At 66.6% G+C, this 18,403-nt stretch carries 21 protein-coding genes and 1 riboswitch; of the genes, 15 read left to right on the top strand and 6 right to left on the bottom strand.

Annotated elements, in window-relative coordinates; genetic code table 11:
• Positions 1 to 418: 418 nt before the first annotated feature.
• From VUG52_RS10275 to VUG52_RS10255, 5 genes are all read left to right on the top strand, one after another.
• Complete coding sequence (locus VUG52_RS10275) at positions 419 to 1,909, top strand: NCS1 family nucleobase:cation symporter-1 (RefSeq protein ID WP_050706415.1); 1,491 nt, start codon at positions 419 to 421, stop codon at positions 1,907 to 1,909.
• 186 nt (positions 1,910 to 2,095) lie between these two features.
• Entirely contained in the window at positions 2,096 to 3,382 is a 1,287-nt protein-coding gene (locus tag VUG52_RS10270) for a Zn-dependent hydrolase (protein ID WP_262974456.1), read from the top strand.
• Between the two features lie 154 nt (positions 3,383 to 3,536).
• Entirely contained in the window at positions 3,537 to 4,031 is a 495-nt protein-coding gene (locus tag VUG52_RS10265; protein WP_050706389.1) for an isochorismatase family protein, read from the top strand.
• On the top strand, positions 4,028 to 4,717 hold the full coding sequence (locus VUG52_RS10260; protein ID WP_050706388.1) for a response regulator transcription factor: 690 nt from the start codon (positions 4,028 to 4,030) through the stop codon (positions 4,715 to 4,717). The genes VUG52_RS10265 and VUG52_RS10260 overlap by 4 nt, the downstream gene beginning before the upstream one ends.
• A 5-nt stretch (positions 4,718 to 4,722) precedes the next feature.
• Positions 4,723 to 5,895, top strand: coding sequence for an ATP-binding protein (locus VUG52_RS10255; protein ID WP_331832814.1), 1,173 nt, complete (start codon positions 4,723 to 4,725; stop codon positions 5,893 to 5,895).
• Between the two features lie 75 nt (positions 5,896 to 5,970).
• Here VUG52_RS10255 and VUG52_RS10250 read toward each other — a convergent pair whose 3' ends face one another.
• Positions 5,971 to 6,612 (bottom strand): DUF1109 domain-containing protein, encoded by a 642-nt coding sequence (locus tag VUG52_RS10250; protein ID WP_262952345.1) that lies wholly within the window; start codon positions 6,610 to 6,612, stop codon positions 5,971 to 5,973.
• On the bottom strand, positions 6,599 to 7,186 hold the full coding sequence (locus tag VUG52_RS10245; RefSeq protein WP_110738064.1) for a sigma-70 family RNA polymerase sigma factor: 588 nt from the start codon (positions 7,184 to 7,186) through the stop codon (positions 6,599 to 6,601). The genes VUG52_RS10250 and VUG52_RS10245 overlap by 14 nt, the downstream gene beginning before the upstream one ends.
• Positions 7,187 to 7,400: 214 nt before the next feature.
• Here VUG52_RS10245 and VUG52_RS10240 point away from each other — a divergent pair, with 214 nt between their 5' ends.
• The 4 genes from VUG52_RS10240 to VUG52_RS10225 are packed head-to-tail and all read left to right on the top strand — an operon-like array spanning position 7,401 to position 9,756.
• On the top strand, positions 7,401 to 7,676 hold the full coding sequence (locus VUG52_RS10240; protein ID WP_203652138.1) for a BufA1 family periplasmic bufferin-type metallophore: 276 nt from the start codon (positions 7,401 to 7,403) through the stop codon (positions 7,674 to 7,676).
• Between the two features lie 16 nt (positions 7,677 to 7,692).
• Entirely contained in the window at positions 7,693 to 8,526 is an 834-nt protein-coding gene (gene bufB, locus VUG52_RS10235) for an MNIO family bufferin maturase (protein ID WP_050706383.1), read from the top strand.
• Positions 8,523 to 9,278, top strand: a complete 756-nt coding sequence (locus VUG52_RS10230) for an HvfC/BufC N-terminal domain-containing protein (protein ID WP_331832810.1) — start codon at positions 8,523 to 8,525, stop codon at positions 9,276 to 9,278. Before bufB ends, VUG52_RS10230 begins: the two co-directional genes overlap by 4 nt.
• Before the next feature lie 10 nt (positions 9,279 to 9,288).
• Positions 9,289 to 9,756, top strand: coding sequence for a DoxX family protein (locus VUG52_RS10225; RefSeq protein WP_050706381.1), 468 nt, complete (start codon positions 9,289 to 9,291; stop codon positions 9,754 to 9,756).
• 49 nt (positions 9,757 to 9,805) lie between these two features.
• Here the strand turns inward: VUG52_RS10225 and VUG52_RS10220 are convergent, their stop codons facing one another.
• The 3 genes from VUG52_RS10220 to VUG52_RS10210 form a co-directional block, all read right to left on the bottom strand.
• Complete coding sequence (locus VUG52_RS10220; protein ID WP_331832808.1) at positions 9,806 to 11,998, bottom strand: OsmC domain/YcaO domain-containing protein; 2,193 nt, start codon at positions 11,996 to 11,998, stop codon at positions 9,806 to 9,808.
• A 242-nt stretch (positions 11,999 to 12,240) separates the two neighbouring features.
• On the bottom strand, positions 12,241 to 12,585 hold the full coding sequence (locus VUG52_RS10215) for a hypothetical protein (protein ID WP_050706379.1): 345 nt from the start codon (positions 12,583 to 12,585) through the stop codon (positions 12,241 to 12,243).
• 35 nt (positions 12,586 to 12,620) lie between these two features.
• Positions 12,621 to 12,833 carry a DUF1289 domain-containing protein gene (locus VUG52_RS10210; RefSeq protein WP_050706378.1) on the bottom strand — a complete coding sequence of 71 codons (213 nt, stop codon included), beginning with the start codon at positions 12,831 to 12,833 and terminating at the stop codon, positions 12,621 to 12,623.
• Between the two features lie 156 nt (positions 12,834 to 12,989).
• Between VUG52_RS10210 and VUG52_RS10205 the strand changes: the two genes are divergently transcribed.
• From VUG52_RS10205 to VUG52_RS10185, 5 genes are all read left to right on the top strand, one after another.
• Positions 12,990 to 13,442 carry a thiol-disulfide oxidoreductase DCC family protein gene (locus VUG52_RS10205; RefSeq protein WP_050706377.1) on the top strand — a complete coding sequence of 151 codons (453 nt, stop codon included), beginning with the start codon at positions 12,990 to 12,992 and terminating at the stop codon, positions 13,440 to 13,442.
• Positions 13,439 to 13,846, top strand: coding sequence for a DoxX-like family protein (locus VUG52_RS10200; protein ID WP_050706376.1), 408 nt, complete (start codon positions 13,439 to 13,441; stop codon positions 13,844 to 13,846). The genes VUG52_RS10205 and VUG52_RS10200 overlap by 4 nt, the downstream gene beginning before the upstream one ends.
• Positions 13,847 to 13,980: 134 nt before the next feature.
• Positions 13,981 to 14,736 (top strand): ABC transporter permease, encoded by a 756-nt coding sequence (locus VUG52_RS10195; protein ID WP_050706375.1) that lies wholly within the window; start codon positions 13,981 to 13,983, stop codon positions 14,734 to 14,736.
• A 2-nt stretch (positions 14,737 to 14,738) separates the two neighbouring features.
• Complete coding sequence (locus VUG52_RS10190; RefSeq protein WP_331832806.1) at positions 14,739 to 15,494, top strand: ABC transporter permease; 756 nt, start codon at positions 14,739 to 14,741, stop codon at positions 15,492 to 15,494.
• A gap of 11 nt (positions 15,495 to 15,505) precedes the next feature.
• Positions 15,506 to 16,291: an ABC transporter ATP-binding protein gene (locus VUG52_RS10185; protein ID WP_050706373.1), complete on the top strand. Its 786-nt coding sequence runs from the start codon at positions 15,506 to 15,508 to the stop codon at positions 16,289 to 16,291.
• Between the two features lies 1 nt (position 16,292).
• Here the strand turns inward: VUG52_RS10185 and crcB are convergent, their stop codons facing one another.
• Complete coding sequence (gene crcB, locus VUG52_RS10180; RefSeq protein WP_050706372.1) at positions 16,293 to 16,670, bottom strand: fluoride efflux transporter CrcB; 378 nt, start codon at positions 16,668 to 16,670, stop codon at positions 16,293 to 16,295.
• 73 nt (positions 16,671 to 16,743) lie between these two features.
• Positions 16,744 to 16,805: riboswitch (Fluoride riboswitch) on the bottom strand.
• Between the two features lie 360 nt (positions 16,806 to 17,165).
• On the opposite strand from crcB, the gene nhaA reads away from it, so the two are divergent.
• Positions 17,166 to 18,368 carry a Na+/H+ antiporter NhaA gene (gene nhaA / locus VUG52_RS10175; RefSeq protein ID WP_050706371.1) on the top strand — a complete coding sequence of 401 codons (1,203 nt, stop codon included), beginning with the start codon at positions 17,166 to 17,168 and terminating at the stop codon, positions 18,366 to 18,368.
• Positions 18,369 to 18,403: the final 35 nt, after the last annotated feature.

Here is an 18,403-nt window from a genome sequence, read left to right as displayed (position 1 = left end):
CACCAAAATGTGACACCCCTTCACCATTTTGACGCACTTGACAGGAAGCCAAATTGGTCAAGATTTCCTATGCAAAATCAGCTGTTTGTTTCCTGGCTGGATGGCGCAGGCCGCGCCGGTGGTTTTCCAGGTTGCACCCGTTTGAACCACGCGGGTGATGGACCGGCCAGACGGACGGCGTACCAGGGTGCCCACCCCACCCTCGTCGTCGTGCTGAAGAATGCCTTTGCAAGACAGTGAGTTACCTCCGGTCGGCGGCGGCCGCCGGGAAGGCGCGGGCTTTCCCGGCACGTTTGTTGAAAACGCAGGCCACAACCGCCTGGCCGGGCCGGAGGTGCAGTACTGCTGGTGTGTGTACTCCGGCCATCGCGTCAGCCCGATGAGCGACAACTACAAGAAAAAAGACCTGGAGAACCCCATGCAACAGAGCAGATCGCAAGTGGTCGAGCAGCATGGCCTGTTCGAGCTCGACGCCGGCAGCGACGTCCTCGACAGCCCCCGCTACAACCACGACATCGCCCCGACCAAGGTGCACCAGCGCACCTGGAACAAGTGGCACATCACCGCGCTGTGGGTGGGCATGTCCATCTGCGTGCCCACCTACACCCTCGGCGGCGTGCTCACCGCCTACTTCGGCCTGAGCGTGGGCGAGGCGCTGCTGGCGATCCTGCTGGCCAACCTCATCGTGCTGATTCCGCTGACCCTCAACGCCTTCCCCGGCACCAAGTACGGCATTCCCTTCCCGGTGCTGCTGCGCGCCTCGTTCGGCGTGTTCGGCTCCAACGTGCCGTGCCTGATCCGCGCCGTGGTGGCCTGCGGCTGGTTCGGTATCCAGACGATGTTCGGCGGGCTGGCCATCCACCTGTTCCTCGGTTCGCTGTTCCCCGAGTGGAAGGCACTGGGCGGCACCGGCGAGGTGATCGGTTTCATGCTGTTCTGGTCGCTGAACCTGTGGGTGGTACTGCGCGGCGCCGAATCGATCAAATGGCTGGAGACGCTGTCGGCGCCGCTGCTGGTGGCGGTCGGAGTCGGCCTGCTGTTCTGGGCGCTGCCGCACATGTCGATGAGCGAGCTGCTGGCGCAGCCACCCAAGCGCCCCGAGGGCGCCAGCGTGGTCGGCTACTTCTGCGCCGGGCTTACCGCCATGGTCGGCTTCTGGGCCACGCTGTCGCTGAACATCCCCGATTTCAGCCGTTACGCCAAGAGCCAGAAGGACCAGATCCTCGGGCAGATCTTCGGCCTGCCGCTGACCATGTTCCTGTTCGCTTCGCTAGGCGTGATCATGACCGCCGCCTCCGCCTCGCTGGTGGGCCAGACGGTGTCCGACCCGGTGAGCCTGATCGGCCATATCCAGAGCCCCGGCTGGGTGGCCCTGGCCATGGCGCTGATCATCATCGCCACGCTGTCGACCAACACCGCGGCCAACATCGTCTCGCCCACCAACGACTTCCAGAACATCGCCCCGCGCCTGATCGGGCGCAGCCGCGCGGTCTGGCTGACCGGCTTCATCGGCCTGGCGCTGATGGGTCACGAGCTGCTCAAGAAGCTTGGCTGGATCGTCTCCGACCTGAGCCTGGAGAGCGTCTACTCCAACTGGCTGCTGGGCTACTCCAGCCTGCTCGGGCCGATCGCCGGGATCATGGTGGTGGACTACTTCCTGGTGCGCCGCCAGCACCTGGACCTGGCCGGGCTGTACCGCGACGACGTGTACCCAGCCTGGAACTGGGCCGGGTTCGTCGCCTTCGGCGTGCCGGTGGCGCTGACCGTGATGGCCATCGGCAACAGTAGTTTCAGCTGGTTCTACGACTATGGCTGGTTCACCGGCTCGCTGCTTGGCGGCGGGCTCTACTACGCCCTCGGCGGCCTCGCGGTGCGCGGGCCGGCGCGGCTGGCGAAACCTTTGCCGTGATGCTCCCTGTGGGAGCGGCTTCAGCCGCGAAGCAAGCGACGCGGTGGATGGCACCGACTTGGCCGGTGTTCGCGGCTAAAGCCGCTCCCACAGGTCCCTGCTTAATCGATAAGTGATGTGCAGTGCCATGAGAGCCGACTTGCCGGCGAACAGGGCCGAAGAATAAAACAGCCTGAGGAGACACCCATGACCACCCTCGCCAAGGAAGTTCTGCAATCGAGCAAGCACCACATCGACAGCGCCCGCCTGTGGCAGTCCCTGATGGACCTCGCCCGCCTCGGCGCCACGGCCAAGGGCGGCGTCTGCCGCCTGGCGCTGACCGACCTCGACCGCCAGGCCCGCGACCTGTTCGTGCAGTGGTGCGAAGCGGCCGGCTGCACGGTGAGCATCGATGCGGTCGGCAACATCTTCGCCCGCCGCCCCGGGCGCAACGCCAAGCTGCCACCGGTGATGACCGGCAGCCATATCGACACCCAGCCCACCGGCGGCAAGTTCGACGGTTGCTTCGGCGTAATGGCCGGGCTGGAGGTGATCCGCACCCTCAACGACCTGGGCGTGGAGACCGAGGCGCCGCTGGAGGTGGTGGTGTGGACCAACGAGGAAGGCTCGCGCTTCGCCCCCTGCATGATGGGCTCGGGGGTGTTCGCCAGCAAGTTCACCCTCGAGGAGACCCTGGCCAAGCGCGACGCCCAGGGCGTGAGCGTCGGCGAGGCACTGAATGCCATCGGCTACGCCGGCAGCCGCATCGTGACCGGCCACCCGGTGGGCGCCTACTTCGAGGCGCACATCGAACAGGGCCCGATCCTCGAGGACCAGCGCAAGACCATCGGCGTGGTGCTCGGTGCCCTCGGCCAGAAGTGGTTCGACCTGACCCTGCGCGGTGTCGAGGCCCACGCCGGCCCCACCCCCATGCACCTGCGCAAGGACGCCCTGGTCGGCGCCGCCGCCGTGGTCGAGGCGGTCAACCGCACCGCCCTCGCCCACCAGCCCCACGCCTGCGGCACGGTCGGCTGCCTGCAGGCCTATCCCGGCTCACGCAACGTGATCCCCGGCGAAGTGCGCATGACCCTGGATTTCCGTCACCTCGAAGGCCAGCAGCTGGACGCGATGATCGCCGAGGTGCGCCAGGTTATCGAGGCCACTACCGCCAAGCACGGATTGAGCTACGAACTGGTGCCCACTGCCGACTTCCCGGCCCTGTACTTCGACAAGGGCTGCGTCGAGGCGGTGCGCGACTCGGCGCGCAACCTGGGCCTGGCGCACATGGATATTGTCAGCGGCGCCGGACACGACGCGATCTTCCTCGCTGAGCTGGGCCCTGCCGGGATGATCTTCGTGCCCTGCGAGGGCGGGATCAGCCACAACGAAATCGAGAACGCCGCCCCCGAGGACCTCGCGGCCGGTTGCGCGGTGCTGCTGCGGGCGATGCTGGCGGCCTCGGAGGCGATTGCCAGCGGGCGGTTGGCGGCCTAGCAAGCGAGAAAAGGACTGCGTGGGAGCGGGCTTGCCCCGCGATGCAGGCAACGCAATGCATGGCACCGGCGATGCCGGTGCCGGCCCCTTGGCGCAAAACTCCCGCGCGCGGCGGTATACTCGCCCACCTTCGAACCGCGTCCGGGAATCCGCCATGCAGCAAGTCCTGCTCATCGTCGATGTGCAATCCACCTTCAGCCCCTCCGAGAAACTGGTGGATGGCATCCGCGTGTTGTCGGCGCACATCCCCACCATCGCCTCGATCGAGCTGCACGACGAGCAGGTGACCCCGTTCCAGCGCCAGCTCGGCTGGCACCCGGCCGCTGAGGACGTGGCCCTGGTCGAGGCGGACAAGGTGTTCGTCAAGCATGGCTATGGCCAGACCGCCGAGACACTGGACTACATCAAGCGCCTGGGCGTCGAACGCGTCCTCGTGTGCGGCCTGCAGACCGAAACCTGCGTGCTGGCCGCAGGCTTCGCCCTGTTCGATGCGGGCCTGACGCCAACGCTGGTTACCGACCTGACCATGGGCTCTTCGCTGGACCGCTCCGGGCAGTTGGGCATCGACCTGTGGAAACACCACTTCGGTCATGTCACCACCGCCGCCGAGGTACTGGCCGGGCTGCGCGACCCACGAGGCAACCCATGATCGCCAAGCGCGTATTGATCGTCGAGGACGACGCCGATAGTGCAAGCATTCTGGAAGCCTACCTGAAGCGCGATGGCTTCGAGGTGGACATCGCCGAGGACGGCGCCCGCGGGCTGGCCCTGTTCCGCCAGCGCACGCCGGCGATCGTGCTGCTGGACATGATGCTGCCAAAAATGTCCGGGCCGGAGCTGCTGACCGAGATCCGCCGCGGCGCCGACACCCCGGTGATCATGGTCACCGCCATCGGCGACGAGCCGGACAAGATCGGCGCCCTGCGCTACGGCGCCGACGACTATGTGGTCAAGCCCTGCAACCCCAAGGAGGTGGTGGCCCGGGTACACGCGGTGCTGCGTCGCTACGGCGCATCGGCCGACAGTCGCCAGCGCCTGGAATGCCTGGGCGTCTGGGTCGATGCCGAGCGTTTCGTGGCCGGGGTGCGGGCCGGCGATGGCGAGGAACAGGTGCTCGACCTGACCCGCTCGGAACTGCTCCTGCTCGCCGCGCTGCTGCGCACTCCGAGCAAGGCCTTCAGCCGCGAGGAACTGCTCGAATTGTGCATGCCCGAGAGCGATGCGCTGGTGCGTATCATCGACACCCACGTGCTCAACCTGCGGCGCAAGCTCGCAGCCCTGGGCGTCAGCGGCGTGCTGGTGACCGTGCGCTCCGTTGGCTACCGGTTCCGCTGACCACCATGAGCAAGCGTCCGCTGTGGCTGTGGGTCGGCCTGAGAATGACCCTGCTCGCCGTCGGCGCGGTGATCACCATCACCGTGTGCATGTACCTGTACTTCTGGATCAGCGACTTCCTGGTGCTGCAGTCGATGCGGCCCGAGGACCGCGCCGCGATGCTGGCCGGCCTGGCCGATGTGCCGCGCAACGAGTCCAGGCTGTGGCAGTTGCTGCAGACCTACTACGACATCCACGACTTCCTTCCGGGTCCCGGCAACAGCATCGACTGGCTGGTGCTGTACGGTTTCGTCATCGTGGTCATCCCGTTCACCCTGATGGTCGGCCTGTACCTGTCCAGGCCGCTGTCCCGACAGTTCCGCCAGATCGCCGTAGGGGCACGGCGGGTGGCCGAGGGCGACCTCAGCGTGCGGGTCAGCCAGCACCCGCGCCAGCCCAAGGAAATGCAGCGCCTGTGCACCGACTTCAACAAACTGGTCGAACGCCTGGCGCTGTACGAAAGCGAAGTGGCCGAGTCGAGCTCCAACCTGGCCCATGAACTGCGCACCCCGCTCAATGCCGCCCTGGGCCGGGTGCAGGGCATGCTCGACGAGGTGTTCCCGCTGAGCCCCGAGCAATTGCGCCTGGTGCAGAACCAGCTGTACAACCTCAACACCCTGGTGGGCGACCTGCACCTGCTGTCCCTGGCCCATGCCGGGCAGCTGCCCCTGCACATCAGCCTGTTCTCCCCGGCCAGGCTGGTCGAGGAGCGCCTGGCCTGGTTCGCGCCGCAGTTCGAGGCCGCCGGGATGCAGTTGCACACGGCGCTGACCGATGACGTGGTGATCGAGGCCGACCCGGCGCGGGTCGGCCAGCTGATCAATATCCTGATCGAGAATGCCCTGAAATATGCCTCCGACGGCCGCGAGCTCAGCGTCGCCGTGCGCCAGGCCAAAGACTGCGTGCAGTTGGAATTCCTTGATCGTGGGCAAGCGGTCGAGCAGAAGGACCTGGGCAACATGTTCGTGCGCTTCTGGCGCGCGGAGCAGTCGCGGGCGCGGGTCAGCGGCGGCGGCGGCCTGGGCCTGTCGATCGCCCAGGCCATCTGCGAGGCCCATGGCGGCCGCATCATCGCGCAGCGCCGGAGCGAAGGCGGGCTGGCACTGCAGGTGACATTGCCTCTGGTCACGACAGCCTGAAGGCTTCACACGTTGCCCTGTAGGAGCGGCCTTGTGCCGCGAAAGGGCTGCGCAGCACCGCAAACCCGCACCCGATCACCAACGCAGCAGTCGAGGCCCTGCCAACGCCCCGATTACGGTCGGCAACAACATTCCCAGCAGGTACCACAGCCCCCAGAACGGCACCGCCATTTCCGGGCAGTGCAGGCAGTACACGAGGGTCGCGGTGGAGCCGGCGAGCAACCCGCCGGCTGCGCCGGCCTGGCGCAGCCGGGTCGGCGCCAGACCGCGCAGGGCCCAGAACACGGCGGTGAACACGGGTGCCGAGAGCAGGGTGATGTTCAACGCGCAGGTGCGCCAGGTGCGGCCGAAGATCAGGTCGGCGCGGGCTTCCACTGGCGCGCCGGCCAGGCTGACGGCTGCCCCCAGCCATACCAGCAGCAGCGGCAGGCCGAGCCCCCCCCACAGCGCGCCACCGCGCACACCTGGCCTGGCCAGGCGCTGGGTCAGCCACAGGGCCAGCAGGCCCAGGCTGGTGGGCAAGGCCAGCTTGGCCCAGAACAACGGCGTGCGCGCCACCTCGGCCAGATCGCTGCGCACGCCGTAGATGGCCAGGGTCATCAGCAACGCGCCCAGCATGCCAGCCAATAGCGCCAGCAGCAGGCGTCGCGCCAGCGCATGACGATCCACCGGCTCTGCGGCGCTCGCCAGAAGGCTGATCAGCTCATCGGTCTTCATGGTCGTCTTTACCTCGAATCAACCTTCCCAGGGCCTTGAGCCCCCGGTGTATGCCCACCTTCACCGCCGAACTGGACAGCCCGGTGATACGCGCGGTTTCCTCCACCGACAGCCCTTCCAGCTTGACGTGGACGATGGGCAGGCGCTGGCGGTCGGGCAACTGCCCGAGCAGCTTGTTCAGGTCCCGGCTGGCCTGGGCCGGCTCTTCTTCGCCACAGGCGAACAGCTCGCTGTCGTCCTCCAGCGGCTCATGGCGCGCCTCGCGCCGGGCCTGGCCGCGCCAGTGGTCGGCCAGCTTGTAGCGGGCGATCGCCTGCACCCATGCGGTCAACGGTTGCTGCGCCTGGTAGGTGTGACGGGCATTGTGCACCGCCAGCAGCACCTCCTGCAGCAAGTCCTCGACCTCGGCCGGCCGCTGCGCCAGGCGCCGACGCAAAAAGCCGCGCAGGTGCACCGCCAGTGCCGCGAGGAATTCGCGATAGGCCCCGGCGTCACCGGCCAGCCCAAGCAACAGCAGGGCCTGCAGCTGTGACTCGCGTGCGCTGAGCACATCCTGTGGGTTAGTTCGTTGCATCGGCCGCCGGGGTTACACCGTCTGTGGGTTTCTTTTTTATCCAACCATCGCCGCAACGCCCTGCGCAAGCACCGACGCCGCTTCCTTACCTTAGGTGGCCGGCGCAGGTGGCGAAAAATATTTTGCAGGCGCTGTAACCGCCTCGCCCATCGCCGCGAACTACTCCATGAGCCGCCGGTACCTCGCCACGGCCCCACCTTCTGGAGACGACACCATGAAAACCCTCGCCCTCGCCACTGCAGCCCTTGCCCTCGCCTCGCTGGCAGGCGCGGCACTGGCCGACGACACCACCAAGGCGGCCACCATGGAGAAATGCTACGGCGTTGCCATGGCCGGCAAGAACGACTGCAAGGCCGGCGCCGGTACCACCTGCGCCGGCAGCGCGAAAAAGGACTACGACGGCATGCAGTGGAAAAACGTGCCGACGGGTACCTGCACCTCGATCAAGACCCCCAACGGCATGGGTTCGCTGACCCCGATCAAATCCTGAGCACAGGCCATCGACCATGAACGGAAATACGCCGATGGGCGCAGGGCTCGGCCTCAAGGCCGAGCACTATGACCAGGCCTGGGCCTGCCACGCCGAAGGGTTGTGGTTCGAAGTCCATCCGGAAAACTACATGGTCGGCGGCCCCCGCCTGGCCTGGCTGGCGCGGATGGCCGAGCGCCATCCGCTGTCGCTGCACGGCGTGGCACTGTCACTGGCGGCGGATGCCGAACCTGACGCCACGCACCTGCGGCGCCTGCGCACCCTGATCGACCAGGTACACCCGGCCCTGGTGTCGGAACACCTGGCCTGGTCGACCTGGCGCGGCCAGTACCATCCGGACCTGCTGCCCTTTCCACGCAGCGACGAGGCCCTGATCCGCATCGCCGACAACATCCAGCGCACCCAGGATGCCCTGGGGTGCCGCATCTCCATCGAGAACCCCAGCCACTACCTGCACCTGCAGGGCCATGACCTGGATGAGATCGACTTCCTCGCCGAGCTGGTGCGACGCACCGGCTGCGGCCTGTTGCTGGACGTCAACAATGTGTACGTCAGTGCTCACAATCTCGGCTTCGATGCCGCCGACTACCTCGCCCGTTTCCCTGCCCAGGCCATCACCGAGATCCACCTGGCCGGACACAGTCACGACGCCCAGGGCGCACTGCTGGTCGATTCCCACGATGCCGCCATCGCCGCGCCGGTATGGTCGCTTTACCAGCTGTTGATCGCCCGCATCGGCCCGCGTCCGACCCTGATTGAACGCGACGGCAACATCCCCGCGTTCGACGAACTGCTCGCCGAACGCGCCCTCGCCCAGGCCACCCTCGACCTGGCAGGAGCCTTGCCATGAACCTGCGTCTCGGACAGTTCCAGAATGCCTTCATCGACGCCCTCTATCAGCGCCCCGCGCCTGAGCTGGGGACGCTGATAGTGCAGCCCGCGTTCGCGGTGTACCGCAACACGGTGCTGGCCGGTTGCGTCGAGGCCCTGCGCGCCAACTTCCCCAGCGTCGAAACCTTGGTCGGGCAGCAATGGATGCACGACGCCGCTGCGGAATATGCCCGGCAATCGCCGCCCTGTGATGTGCGACTGATCCGCTATGGCGCGGCGTTTCCGGCGTTTCTCGAGGTGCTGCAGCCCGTCCATGGGCTTTGCTATCTGGCGGATGTCGCACGGCTGGACTTCGCCTGGTGCGAAGCGTTCAGCGCCGACGACGACCCCTGGCTGACATTGGCCGACCTGGCTGGCATGACCGCCTCGGACCTCGAACGCAGCTACTTGAGCCTGCGCTCCAGCGTACGCTGGCACTGGTTCGACCAGCATCCTGCCTATAGCCTCTGGCACCACAGCCGCGACGGCAGGGCCTGGCCCGAGGATCAGCCTTGGGTGGCCGAGGGCGCCCTGCTCAGCGGCGACCACGAAGGCGTCGTCCACCAGCCGTTGAGCTTGGGGGGATGCACCTTCCTCGATGCCTGTGCCGCCGGCTGCACATTGGACAAAGCCTCACAGCTCGCCCTGCACGCCCAACCTGACCTGGACTTCAGCGACCTGCTTGGCAGGCTGCTGAATGCCCGGGCCCTGCGCCCGCTCGCCTTCACCTGAGGAAAACGCCATGGACATCAGCCACGCCAGCCCATCGCCCCACGGCCTGCGCCTTTACTGGAACCGCGTCGCCGAACAACTGCAGCGCCTGCTCGGCGACAGCGTCCTGTGCCTGGTCGCCCGCCTGGGCATCGCCTCGATCTTCTTTCTTTCCGGTCGGACCAAGGTCGAAGGCCTGCTGAGCATCACCCCCGGCACCTACGAGCTGTTCAGGAGCGAGTACGCCTTGCCGCTGGTGTCACCGTGGCTGGCGGCGCACCTGGCGACCTACGCCGAGCACCTGTTCCCGCTGTTGCTGGTGCTCGGCCTGTTCACCCGACTGTCGGCCCTGGCCCTGCTGGGCATGACCCTGGTGATCGAGATCTTCGTCTACCCGGATGCCTGGCCCACCCACCTTTCCTGGGCCGGCCTGCTCCTGCTGCTGATCGCCCGGGGCGGCGGGACACTGTCCCTGGACCGGGTATTACGGTTGCGCTAAAGAAAAAGGGTCGCCAAGCGACCCTTTTCCCAACGCGAAGCGGCTTGGCTCAGAGCCCTGCCGCCCGCGCCCGCGCCGCGTGCAGCTTCTTGTAGCTTTCAACCAGGCGCAGGTGGCGGTCCAGCCCTTCGAGCTGCAGGTTGGTTGGCGTCAGCCCATGGAACCGCACGCTGCCATCCACCGAGCCCAGCACCGCGTCCATCCGCTCGTTGCCGAACATGCGACGGAAGTTGTGCTCGTAGTCGGCCATCTCCAGCTCATCGTCCAGCACCACCTCCAGCACCACATTCAGCGCCTGGTAGAACAGCCCGCGCTCGACGGTGTTGTCGTTGAACTGCAGGAACATCTCGACCAGCTCCTTGGCCTCCTCGAAGCGCTGCAGCACCAGGTGGATCAGCAGCTTCAGTTCGAGGATGGTCAACTGGCCCCACACCGTGTTGTCGTCGAACTCGACGCCGATCAGCGTGGTGATGGTGGTGTAGTCGTCCACCTCGGCGTTGTCCAGACGCTTGAGCAGCAGCTTGAGCGAGCGGTTGTCCAGCTTGTGCAGGTTGAGGATGTCGGCACGGAACCCCAGGGCGCGGTTGGTGTTGTCCCAGATCAGGTCCTCGACCGGATAGATCTCGGAGTAGCCCGGCACCAGGATGCGGCAGGCGGTGGCGCCGAGGTCGTCGTACACGGCCATGTACACCTCCTTGCCCAGGTCCTCGAGGATGCCGAACAGGGTCCGCGCCTCCTGCTGGTTGGAGTCCTCGCCGTGGCCCGAGAAGTCCCACTCGACGAACTCGAAGTCGGCCTTGGCGCCGAAGAAGCGCCACGACACCACGCCGCTGGAATCGATGAAGTGCTCGACGAAGTTGTTCGGCTCGGTCAGCGCGAGGCTGTCGAAGGTCGGCTGCGGCAGGTCGTTCAGGCCCTCGAAGCTGCGGCCCTGGAGCAGTTCGGTGAGGCTGCGTTCCAGCGCCACTTCGAAGCTCGGGTGGGCGCCGAACGAGGCGAACACGCCGCCGGTGCGCGGGTTCATCAAGGTCACGCACATCACCGGGAACTCACCGCCCAGCGACGCGTCCTTGACCAGCACCGGGAAGCCCTGCTCCTCCAGGCCCTGGATGCCGGCGACGATGCCCGGGTACTTGGCCAGCACCTCCGGCGGCACGTCCGGCAGGCACAGCTCGCCTTCGAGGATCTCGCGCTTGACCGCCCGCTCGAAGATCTCCGACAGGCACTGCACCTGCGCCTCGGCCAGGGTGTTGCCGGCGCTCATGCCGTTGCTCAGGTACAGGTTCTCGATCAGGTTGGACGGGAAGAACACCGTCTCGCCGTCCGACTGGCGCACGAACGGCAGCGAGCAGATGCCACGCTCCTTGTTGCCCGAGTTGGTGTCGTACAGGTGCGAGCCGCGCAGCTCGCCGTCGGGGTTGAAGATCGCCAGGCAGTGCTCGTCGAGAATCTCGGCCGGCAGCGCGTCCTTGGGTCCTGGCTTGAACCACTGCTCGTTGGGGTAGTGCACGAACGCCGCGTTGGCGATGTCCTCGCCCCAGAACTGGTCGTTGTAGAAGAAGTTGCAGTTCAGCCGCTCGATGAACTCGCCCAGCGCCGAGGCCAGCGCCGCTTCCTTGGTCGCGCCCTTGCCGTTGGTGAAGCACATCGGCGACTGCGCGTCGCGTATATGCAGCGACCAGACGTTGGGCACGATGTTGCGCCACGAGGCGATCTCGATCTTCATCCCGAGGCCCGCGAGGATCGCCGACATGTTGGCGATGGTCTGCTCCAGCGGCAGGTCCTTGCCCGGGATGTAGGTACTGGTATCCGACACCGGCATCAGCAGCGCCTGGGCGTCGGCATCGAGGTTGTCGACCTGCTCGATGATGAACTCGGGGCCGGTCTGCACCACCTTCTTCACGGTGCAGCGGTCGATGGAGCGCAGGATGCCCTGGCGGTCTTTTTCGGAGATGTCCTCGGGCAGCTCGACCTGGATCTTGAAGATCTGGTTGTAGCGGTTCTCGGGGTCGACGATGTTGTTCTGCGACAGGCGGATGTTCTCGGTCGGAATATCGCGGGTCTGGCAGTACAGCTTGACGAAGTACGCCGCGCACAGGGCCGACGACGCCAGGAAATAGTCGAACGGCCCCGGGGCCGAGCCGTCGCCCTTGTAGCGGATCGGCTGGTCGGCGATCACCGTGAAGTCATCGAACTTGGCTTCGAGACGAAGGTTGTCGAGAAAATTGACCTTGATTTCCATGCGCAGGGGTACCAAAAGCGGGCGGGAACGGATAAATGGCGGGCATTATCCGGGATTTTTGCCGGGAAGTGTTGGCTGGCGACGAGTTGGAGGTCGGCCGCTCACCTGCAAGCGGTAGGCAAGCCTTTCAAGATGTTCGACGTTAGCGTTGCAGCGAACACCTGGCGGTCCTCACTCGGTCAATACCCCTATACCCAAAGGCCATAATAGGAATGGCCCCAGGCCCGAATCCGCCGCGATACCTACTCCGCCCGAAAACTCCAGACGATTTCGACCACCCGCGACGCCAGGATCAGATAGACCAGGCACAGGATCACCTGCAGTACCGTGTGGTAGGGCAACTTCGCCAGGCGGTGCAAGGTATCGCTGACATTCAGCAGAAACAGCAGCGCCGACACCAGGATCAACCCCCAGCCGGTGAAACTGAACACCCACAGCCCCAGCAGGACCTGCTGGTTGCCGTGGATCGCCTCGGTGCCTGCGGCGAACAGCAGCGCGCACACCAGCAGGTTCTTGAAATTGTCGAAGACCTTGGCACTGAGGTCGGCGTCGAGCAGTGCGAGGTACTTTTGCCAGAGTCTGCGCATGGGGCTCTCCCACGGAAGCGGTCGTCAGCGCAAGTCTAGGTGTTCGGCGTCTCTTGGATCGAACGCCTGGCGTTTTTCTTGACGATGGCCTTCATCCGCGTCGCGGCCCGCTGTACGGTCGCCATCTTCTCCGGGCGTTTCATGCCCCGCCATTTGCGGATCTCGTCCCGGGTACGGCCGCAGCTCACGCACAACTCGCTGTTGAGCTGGCACAGCGAGACGCAGGGGTTGTCGATGTCTTTGGCCATGGGGCGCTCCACTGTCGGGCGCGCATGATAACGGTTCGGCTATCGCCCTTGAACCGACCAATCCCCGAGTGGGCGCTTCGCCCCCTGCGCCGGTGGCTCGCCATTTCCCGCTCAAGCCCTCTAAAATGCCACTTCCAGCCTGAACGGAAGCAAGCCATGCCCGCCTCACTGATACGCCCGTCCCCTGCCCCACTGCTTGCGCCTGGGGAAACCGTGTTGCTGTTCGACGGCGTGTGCAGGCTGTGCAACGGCTGGGCGAGGTTCGTTATCCGCCATGATCGCCACCTGCGTATCCGCCTGGCCACGGTCCAGTCAGCGCAAGGCCAGGCCCTGCTGGCCTGGGCAGGCCTGCCGGTGACAGCCTTCGACACCATGGCGGTGATCCGTGATCGACACTACTGGGTACGCTCCGAGGCCTTCTTCGAGGTGGTGCGCCAGCTGCCCGGCGCCTGGCCGCTGCTGCGCGTGCTGCGCCTCTGTCCCCGCAGATTGCGGGACTGGCTGTACGACCGCGTGGCGCTCAACCGCTATCGGCTGTTCGGCCGATACGACCAATGCCTGCTGCCCAGCCCGGACCACCAGCGTCGTTTCCTCGAGGAGCAGCCATGAACCGTCTGAACCAGGTCCATTGGCTGGCCCGGGCCAGCCTGGCCTTCATGTTCGCCTACCATGGGCTGGTGCCCAAGCTGATCATTCTCAGCCCCGGTGAACAGGTGCTGCTGCAAGCTCACGGACTGGCGCACGCCACCTGGTTGTCCCAGGCCGCCGGCGTGGCCGAACTGGCGCTCGCCGCCCTGCTGCTGGTGCAACGGCTGGCCTGGCCGTTACTGGTCGGCGCAGCGGTACTGCTGGGCCTGCTGGTGGATGTGGCGGTGATGCAACCCTCGATGCTGGTGGATGCCTTCAACCCGGTTTCGCTGAATGTGGCGGGGATGGCGCTGTGTGCCGTGGCCTGGCTTTCCCGCCAGGACGCCGCAAGCCAGTCCCCCGCGAATATCCCGGGCCATTGCTGAGCGACTGTTGCCTCAGCAACACCCCACTGCTGCGCCACCAGCACCCCCGCTCGCAGCCCCTGTAAAACCGAAGCCTGATCCCTGGCACGGCGATTGCGATACCTCGGTATCACCCGCCGTGCACAAGGTTCGCCATGCCCCCATTCAAAGCCCTCACCTGGCTGGTCTCGCCCCTGGCCCTGCTCGCCTTGTGGGCCGTGGTCGCCGACGCCGGACTGTTCCCGGCCAACCTGCTGGTGCCACCCCTGGAGGTCTGGCGCAGCTTCGCCGACTTGCTGGCCACGGGCGAATTGCAGGAACACCTGGCCGGCAGCCTGTCGCGCCTGTCGCTGGGCTTCGCCGCCGGCGCCCTGGCCGGCCTTGCGTTCGGCACGGCCATGGCCCTGTCGGACACGGTCGAGGCCTATTGCGCGCCGCTGTTCCATACCCTGCGGCAGATCCCCAGCATCGCCCTGATCCCGATGCTGGTGCTGCTGCTGGGCATCGACGAGACCTTCAAGGTGGTGATCGTCGCCAAGACCGCGTTCTTCCCGGTGGCCCTGGCCACGGTCGAGGGCATCCGCGCCATCCCCCGCAGCCACTTCGAGGTGGCCGCGGTGTACCGCCTGCGCTGGCCGACCCTGGTCGCACGCATCGCCCTGCCCGCCGCGGTGCCGGCCATCGTCACCGGCGTGCGCGTGGCCCTGACCCGCGCCTGGGTGGTGCTGGTGGCCTGCGAGTTGCTGGCGGCCGACAGCGGCCTGGGGCAGATGATCGAGATGGGCCGGCAGATGCTGCGCATCGATGTGGTGATGGTGGGCGTGGCGATCACCGGGGTGATCGGCTTTGCCCTGGACTTCTCGCTGCGCCGTGTCGAGCGGCGTCTGTCCGGCTGGCAAGCCGGGAGGTGATGATGAAACTGCGCAACCTGCGTGGCCTGCTGCTGCCACTGCTGCTGATCGGCGCCTGGGAACTGGCCTCGCGCCAGGACGCCGCCGGCGCCTACGCTTTCGTGCCACTGGCAACCATCGGCCAGGCCCTGGTGGAACTGCTGGGCAACGGCGAACTGCTGATCAACCTGCTGGCCAGCCTGGCCCGCACCAGTGCCGGCCTCGCCCTGGGCATCCTCGGTGGCGTCGCTCTGGGCGCGCTCATGGCCCTGTCGCCCCTGGCCAACCGCCTGGTGGCACCGTTGTTCCACGCCCTGCGCCAGGTGCCGATGCTCGGCTGGATCCCGCTGATCGCCCTGTGGCTGGGCAACGGCGAAGCGTCGAAACTGCTGATCGTCAGCCTGGCGGCGCTGTACCCGATGGTGCTCAACACCTTCGAGGGCCTGCGCCAGGTCGATGTGCGCCATCGCGAAGTCGGCCAGGTACTGGCGCTCGGGCGCTGGCAGCAATTGCGCCTGGTCCTGCTGCCCGGTGCCCTGCCGAGCATCGCCACCGGTGTACTGCAGGCCCTGGCCTTCGCCTGGGTCACGGCGGTCGGCAGCGAGCTGTTCCTCGCCTCCGGCGCCGGCCTGGGCAACCTGATGATGAACGCCGAGGCCGGCGCACGCATGGAGATCATCGTGATCTGCGTGCTGTGCATCGGCCTGTGCGGCTACCTGATGACCTGGCTGTCCACCCTGCTCGCCCGCCGCCTGCTGCGCTGGCGCCCCACCCGTTGAAAGGCCCGACCATGAACGCCATCGCCCCATCCTTTCCCGCCCACGTGCAGACCGGCGCGCTGAGCATCCGCAACCTGAGCAAGACCTACCCGCTCAAGGGCCGGCCCGTGCCGGTGCTGCAAGGTATCGACCTGGACATTCGCCCCGGCGAGTTCGTCAGCATCCTCGGCGCCAGCGGCTGCGGCAAGTCCACCCTGCTGCGCCTGATCGTCGGCCTCGACCCGGACTACCAGGGGCAGATCCTGCTCGACGGCCAGCCGCTGAACGGCCCGGGCCTGGAGCGCGGCATCGTGTTCCAGGACCACCGCCTGTTCCCCTGGATGACGCTGCAGCAGAACATCGCCCTGGCCTTGAAGAACCATGACCTGGGCACGGCGCAGAAGCAGCGCCTGGTCGAGGAGCACATCGCCCTGGTCGGCCTGCGGGGCTACGAGCAGGCCTATCCGCACCAGCTCTCCGGCGGCATGGCCCAGCGCGGCGCGATCGCCCGGGCGCTGGTGAACAAGCCCAAGGTGCTGCTGCTCGACGAGCCCTTCGGCGCCCTCGATGCCCTGACCCGCGTGCGCCTGCAGCAGGAACTGCAGCGCATCTGGGTGCAGGAGCGCTGCACGGTGATCATGGTCACCCACGATATCGAGGAGGCCTTGTACCTGGGGGACCGGGTGATCGTGATGGAGGCCAATCCGGGGCGCATCGGCGAGCAGGTGCAACTGGAGCTGGCACATCCGCGACAACGCGATACGGCGCTGTTGCTCCAGCACAAGCAGCGCCTGCTGGCGCAACTGGTCGGGCATTGACTCACCCCAGCCAGCGCACCAGGGCAAAGCCGGCGAAGGTCATCAGCAGCGAGCCGAGCACATGGGCCAGCACCGTGGCCATTGCCCAGCCGGCGCGGCCGTGCATGAGCATCGACAGCACTTCGGCGGAGAACGTCGAGAAGGTGGTCAGCCCGCCGCAGAAACCCGTGGTGATCAGCAAGCGCCAGGCCGGATCGAGGTTGGGGAAGCGCAGGAAGAAGGCCATTGCGCCGCCGATGACGAAACCACCGACGAGGTTGACCAGCAAGGTGCCCAACGGCATGCCGGGAAACAGCGAATTCAGGCGCAGGCCAAGGATCCAGCGCAATACGCAACCGGCACTGCCACCGACGACAACGGAAATGAACGAGAGGTACATCGACAAGCTCCAGGAAAGGTCCGAAAGACCCCCATGGAGAGAGACAGGCACAGGCCTACGCGCCCTCCAAAGGGGTTGCGTAGGCATCATCAGCGCTGAGGCGGTTCAAGGAGGAATGCCATCTCCTGAGGGGCGATGCTACGGGGCGACACCTTCGCTTGGCAACATTTCGATGCAAAAATGCAACACACACCTTCGCCTGCACCGTTAGAATGGCCGCCTGGCGTGTGCTGCGTGCGCCCGGGAGCCTTCCCGAATACGGAGAACATTCATTTGTTTTCCGTGAGATTTATCCATGTTGCACGCATGCCTCCATTCCCCATGGCCCTTCCTGCCCCGTGTCTTCACGGCGTGGGTTGTTGCGCCGCATTCCCTATCCTTCTTCTCGCCCTTCGCCGCAGTGGCCCGTCTTGTCCGGAGCCAGCGTACCGCCGTGCCCGTTGCCCGCCGCGCCACTGCCACCGCGAGGGTGATGCCATGAACGAGGAGCGTTACATGACCGCACCCCTTCCACCCGTCAAGCCGCGCTCGATGCTGCGGCACCTGCTGGCCACCGAGGCGGCCGGCGGCGTCTTGCTGATGTTCACCGCCGCGCTGGCCATCGTCATCGCCAACAGCCCCTGGGCCAGTGCCTACCAGCACCTGCTGCACCTGCCCGTCGGCCCGGTGCTGACCGACAAGCTCGGCCCGATGACCGTGCACATGTGGATCAACGATGGCCTGATGGCGATCTTCTTCCTGCTGGTGGGCCTGGAGATCAAGCGCGAGCTGGTCGACGGTCGCCTGGCCAGTTGGGAGCAGCGCCGCCTGCCGGCACTGCCGGCACTGATGGGCATGGCCGTGCCGGCGCTCATCTACCTGGCGGTATCCCGTGGCGAGCCTGGCCTGGCCGACGGCTGGGCGATCCCGGCCGCCACCGACATCGCCTTCGCCGTCGGCGCCCTGGCCCTGCTCGGCCGGCACGCGCCGCTGTCGCTCAAGGTGATGCTGGTCTCGGTGGCGATCATCGACGACATGGGCGCGGTGGCAATCATCGCCGTGTTCTACACCTCGTCGCTGAACCTGCTGGCCCTGGCCGGCGCCGCCGGCATCGTCGCCGTGCTGCTGGCCTGCAACCGCCTGCGCGTGGTCAGCCTGTGGCCCTACCTGATCGGCGTGGCCGCGCTGTGGTACGTGACCCTGCTGTCGGGCGTACACGCCACCATCGCCGGCGTGGTCGGCGCCCTGCTGATCCCCTACAGCACCGGCGACAGCGAGGCCCGCGAAGCCAGCCCGCTGCTCAAGCTGGAGCATGGCCTGGCGCCCTGGGTCGGCTTCCTCATCGTGCCGGCCTTCGGCTTCGCCAACGCCGGTGTCTCGTTCGGCGACCTGGGCCTGAGCGACATCTTCGCTCCGCTGCCGCTGGCCATTGCCCTGGGCCTGCTGCTGGGCAAGCAGCTCGGCGTGTTCGGCGGCGTGCTGCTGGCGGTCAAGACCGGCCTGGCCAGCAAGCCCCATGGCGCCAGCTGGCTGCAGATCTACGGCGTGGCGATGCTGTGCGGCATCGGCTTCACCATGAGCCTGTTCATCGGCGAGCTGGCCTTCCCCGGCCAGGCCGATAAGATCGACGCGGCCAAGATCGGCATCCTGCTGGGCTCGCTGCTGTCGGCGGTGATCGCCTGCCTGATCCTGCGCTTCGCGCCCAAGCCGGCGGATTGATGCAAGCGCTCGGGGCTGCCTGGCAGCCCCGTTTG

Source organism: Pseudomonas sp. LH21 (assembly GCF_036549575.1).
Classification (GTDB): Bacteria; Pseudomonadota; Gammaproteobacteria; order Pseudomonadales; family Pseudomonadaceae; genus Aquipseudomonas; species Aquipseudomonas peradeniyensis.
Note: the sequence above shows the minus strand (reverse complement) of the source record. Positions and strands in the feature narration are given on the sequence as shown.

Coding starts and splice junctions, on each gene's coding strand:
- VUG52_RS10230 (WP_331832810.1), top strand. CDS start 8,523: ATGAACCTGCGTCTCGGACAGTTCCAGAATGCCTTCATCGACGCCCTC.
- crcB (WP_050706372.1), bottom strand. CDS start 16,670: ATGTACCTCTCGTTCATTTCCGTTGTCGTCGGTGGCAGTGCCGGTTGC.
- VUG52_RS10205 (WP_050706377.1), top strand. CDS start 12,990: ATGCCCGCCTCACTGATACGCCCGTCCCCTGCCCCACTGCTTGCGCCT.
- VUG52_RS10260 (WP_050706388.1), top strand. CDS start 4,028: ATGATCGCCAAGCGCGTATTGATCGTCGAGGACGACGCCGATAGTGCA.
- VUG52_RS10240 (WP_203652138.1), top strand. CDS start 7,401: ATGAAAACCCTCGCCCTCGCCACTGCAGCCCTTGCCCTCGCCTCGCTG.
- VUG52_RS10275 (WP_050706415.1), top strand. CDS start 419: ATGCAACAGAGCAGATCGCAAGTGGTCGAGCAGCATGGCCTGTTCGAG.
- VUG52_RS10185 (WP_050706373.1), top strand. CDS start 15,506: ATGAACGCCATCGCCCCATCCTTTCCCGCCCACGTGCAGACCGGCGCG.
- VUG52_RS10250 (WP_262952345.1), bottom strand. CDS start 6,612: ATGAAGACCGATGAGCTGATCAGCCTTCTGGCGAGCGCCGCAGAGCCG.
- VUG52_RS10255 (WP_331832814.1), top strand. CDS start 4,723: ATGAGCAAGCGTCCGCTGTGGCTGTGGGTCGGCCTGAGAATGACCCTG.
- VUG52_RS10265 (WP_050706389.1), top strand. CDS start 3,537: ATGCAGCAAGTCCTGCTCATCGTCGATGTGCAATCCACCTTCAGCCCC.
- VUG52_RS10220 (WP_331832808.1), bottom strand. CDS start 11,998: ATGGAAATCAAGGTCAATTTTCTCGACAACCTTCGTCTCGAAGCCAAG.
- VUG52_RS10200 (WP_050706376.1), top strand. CDS start 13,439: ATGAACCGTCTGAACCAGGTCCATTGGCTGGCCCGGGCCAGCCTGGCC.
- VUG52_RS10190 (WP_331832806.1), top strand. CDS start 14,739: ATGAAACTGCGCAACCTGCGTGGCCTGCTGCTGCCACTGCTGCTGATC.
- VUG52_RS10225 (WP_050706381.1), top strand. CDS start 9,289: ATGGACATCAGCCACGCCAGCCCATCGCCCCACGGCCTGCGCCTTTAC.
- nhaA (WP_050706371.1), top strand. CDS start 17,166: ATGACCGCACCCCTTCCACCCGTCAAGCCGCGCTCGATGCTGCGGCAC.
- VUG52_RS10270 (WP_262974456.1), top strand. CDS start 2,096: ATGACCACCCTCGCCAAGGAAGTTCTGCAATCGAGCAAGCACCACATC.
- VUG52_RS10245 (WP_110738064.1), bottom strand. CDS start 7,186: ATGCAACGAACTAACCCACAGGATGTGCTCAGCGCACGCGAGTCACAG.
- VUG52_RS10215 (WP_050706379.1), bottom strand. CDS start 12,585: ATGCGCAGACTCTGGCAAAAGTACCTCGCACTGCTCGACGCCGACCTC.
- VUG52_RS10210 (WP_050706378.1), bottom strand. CDS start 12,833: ATGGCCAAAGACATCGACAACCCCTGCGTCTCGCTGTGCCAGCTCAAC.
- bufB (WP_050706383.1), top strand. CDS start 7,693: ATGAACGGAAATACGCCGATGGGCGCAGGGCTCGGCCTCAAGGCCGAG.
- VUG52_RS10195 (WP_050706375.1), top strand. CDS start 13,981: ATGCCCCCATTCAAAGCCCTCACCTGGCTGGTCTCGCCCCTGGCCCTG.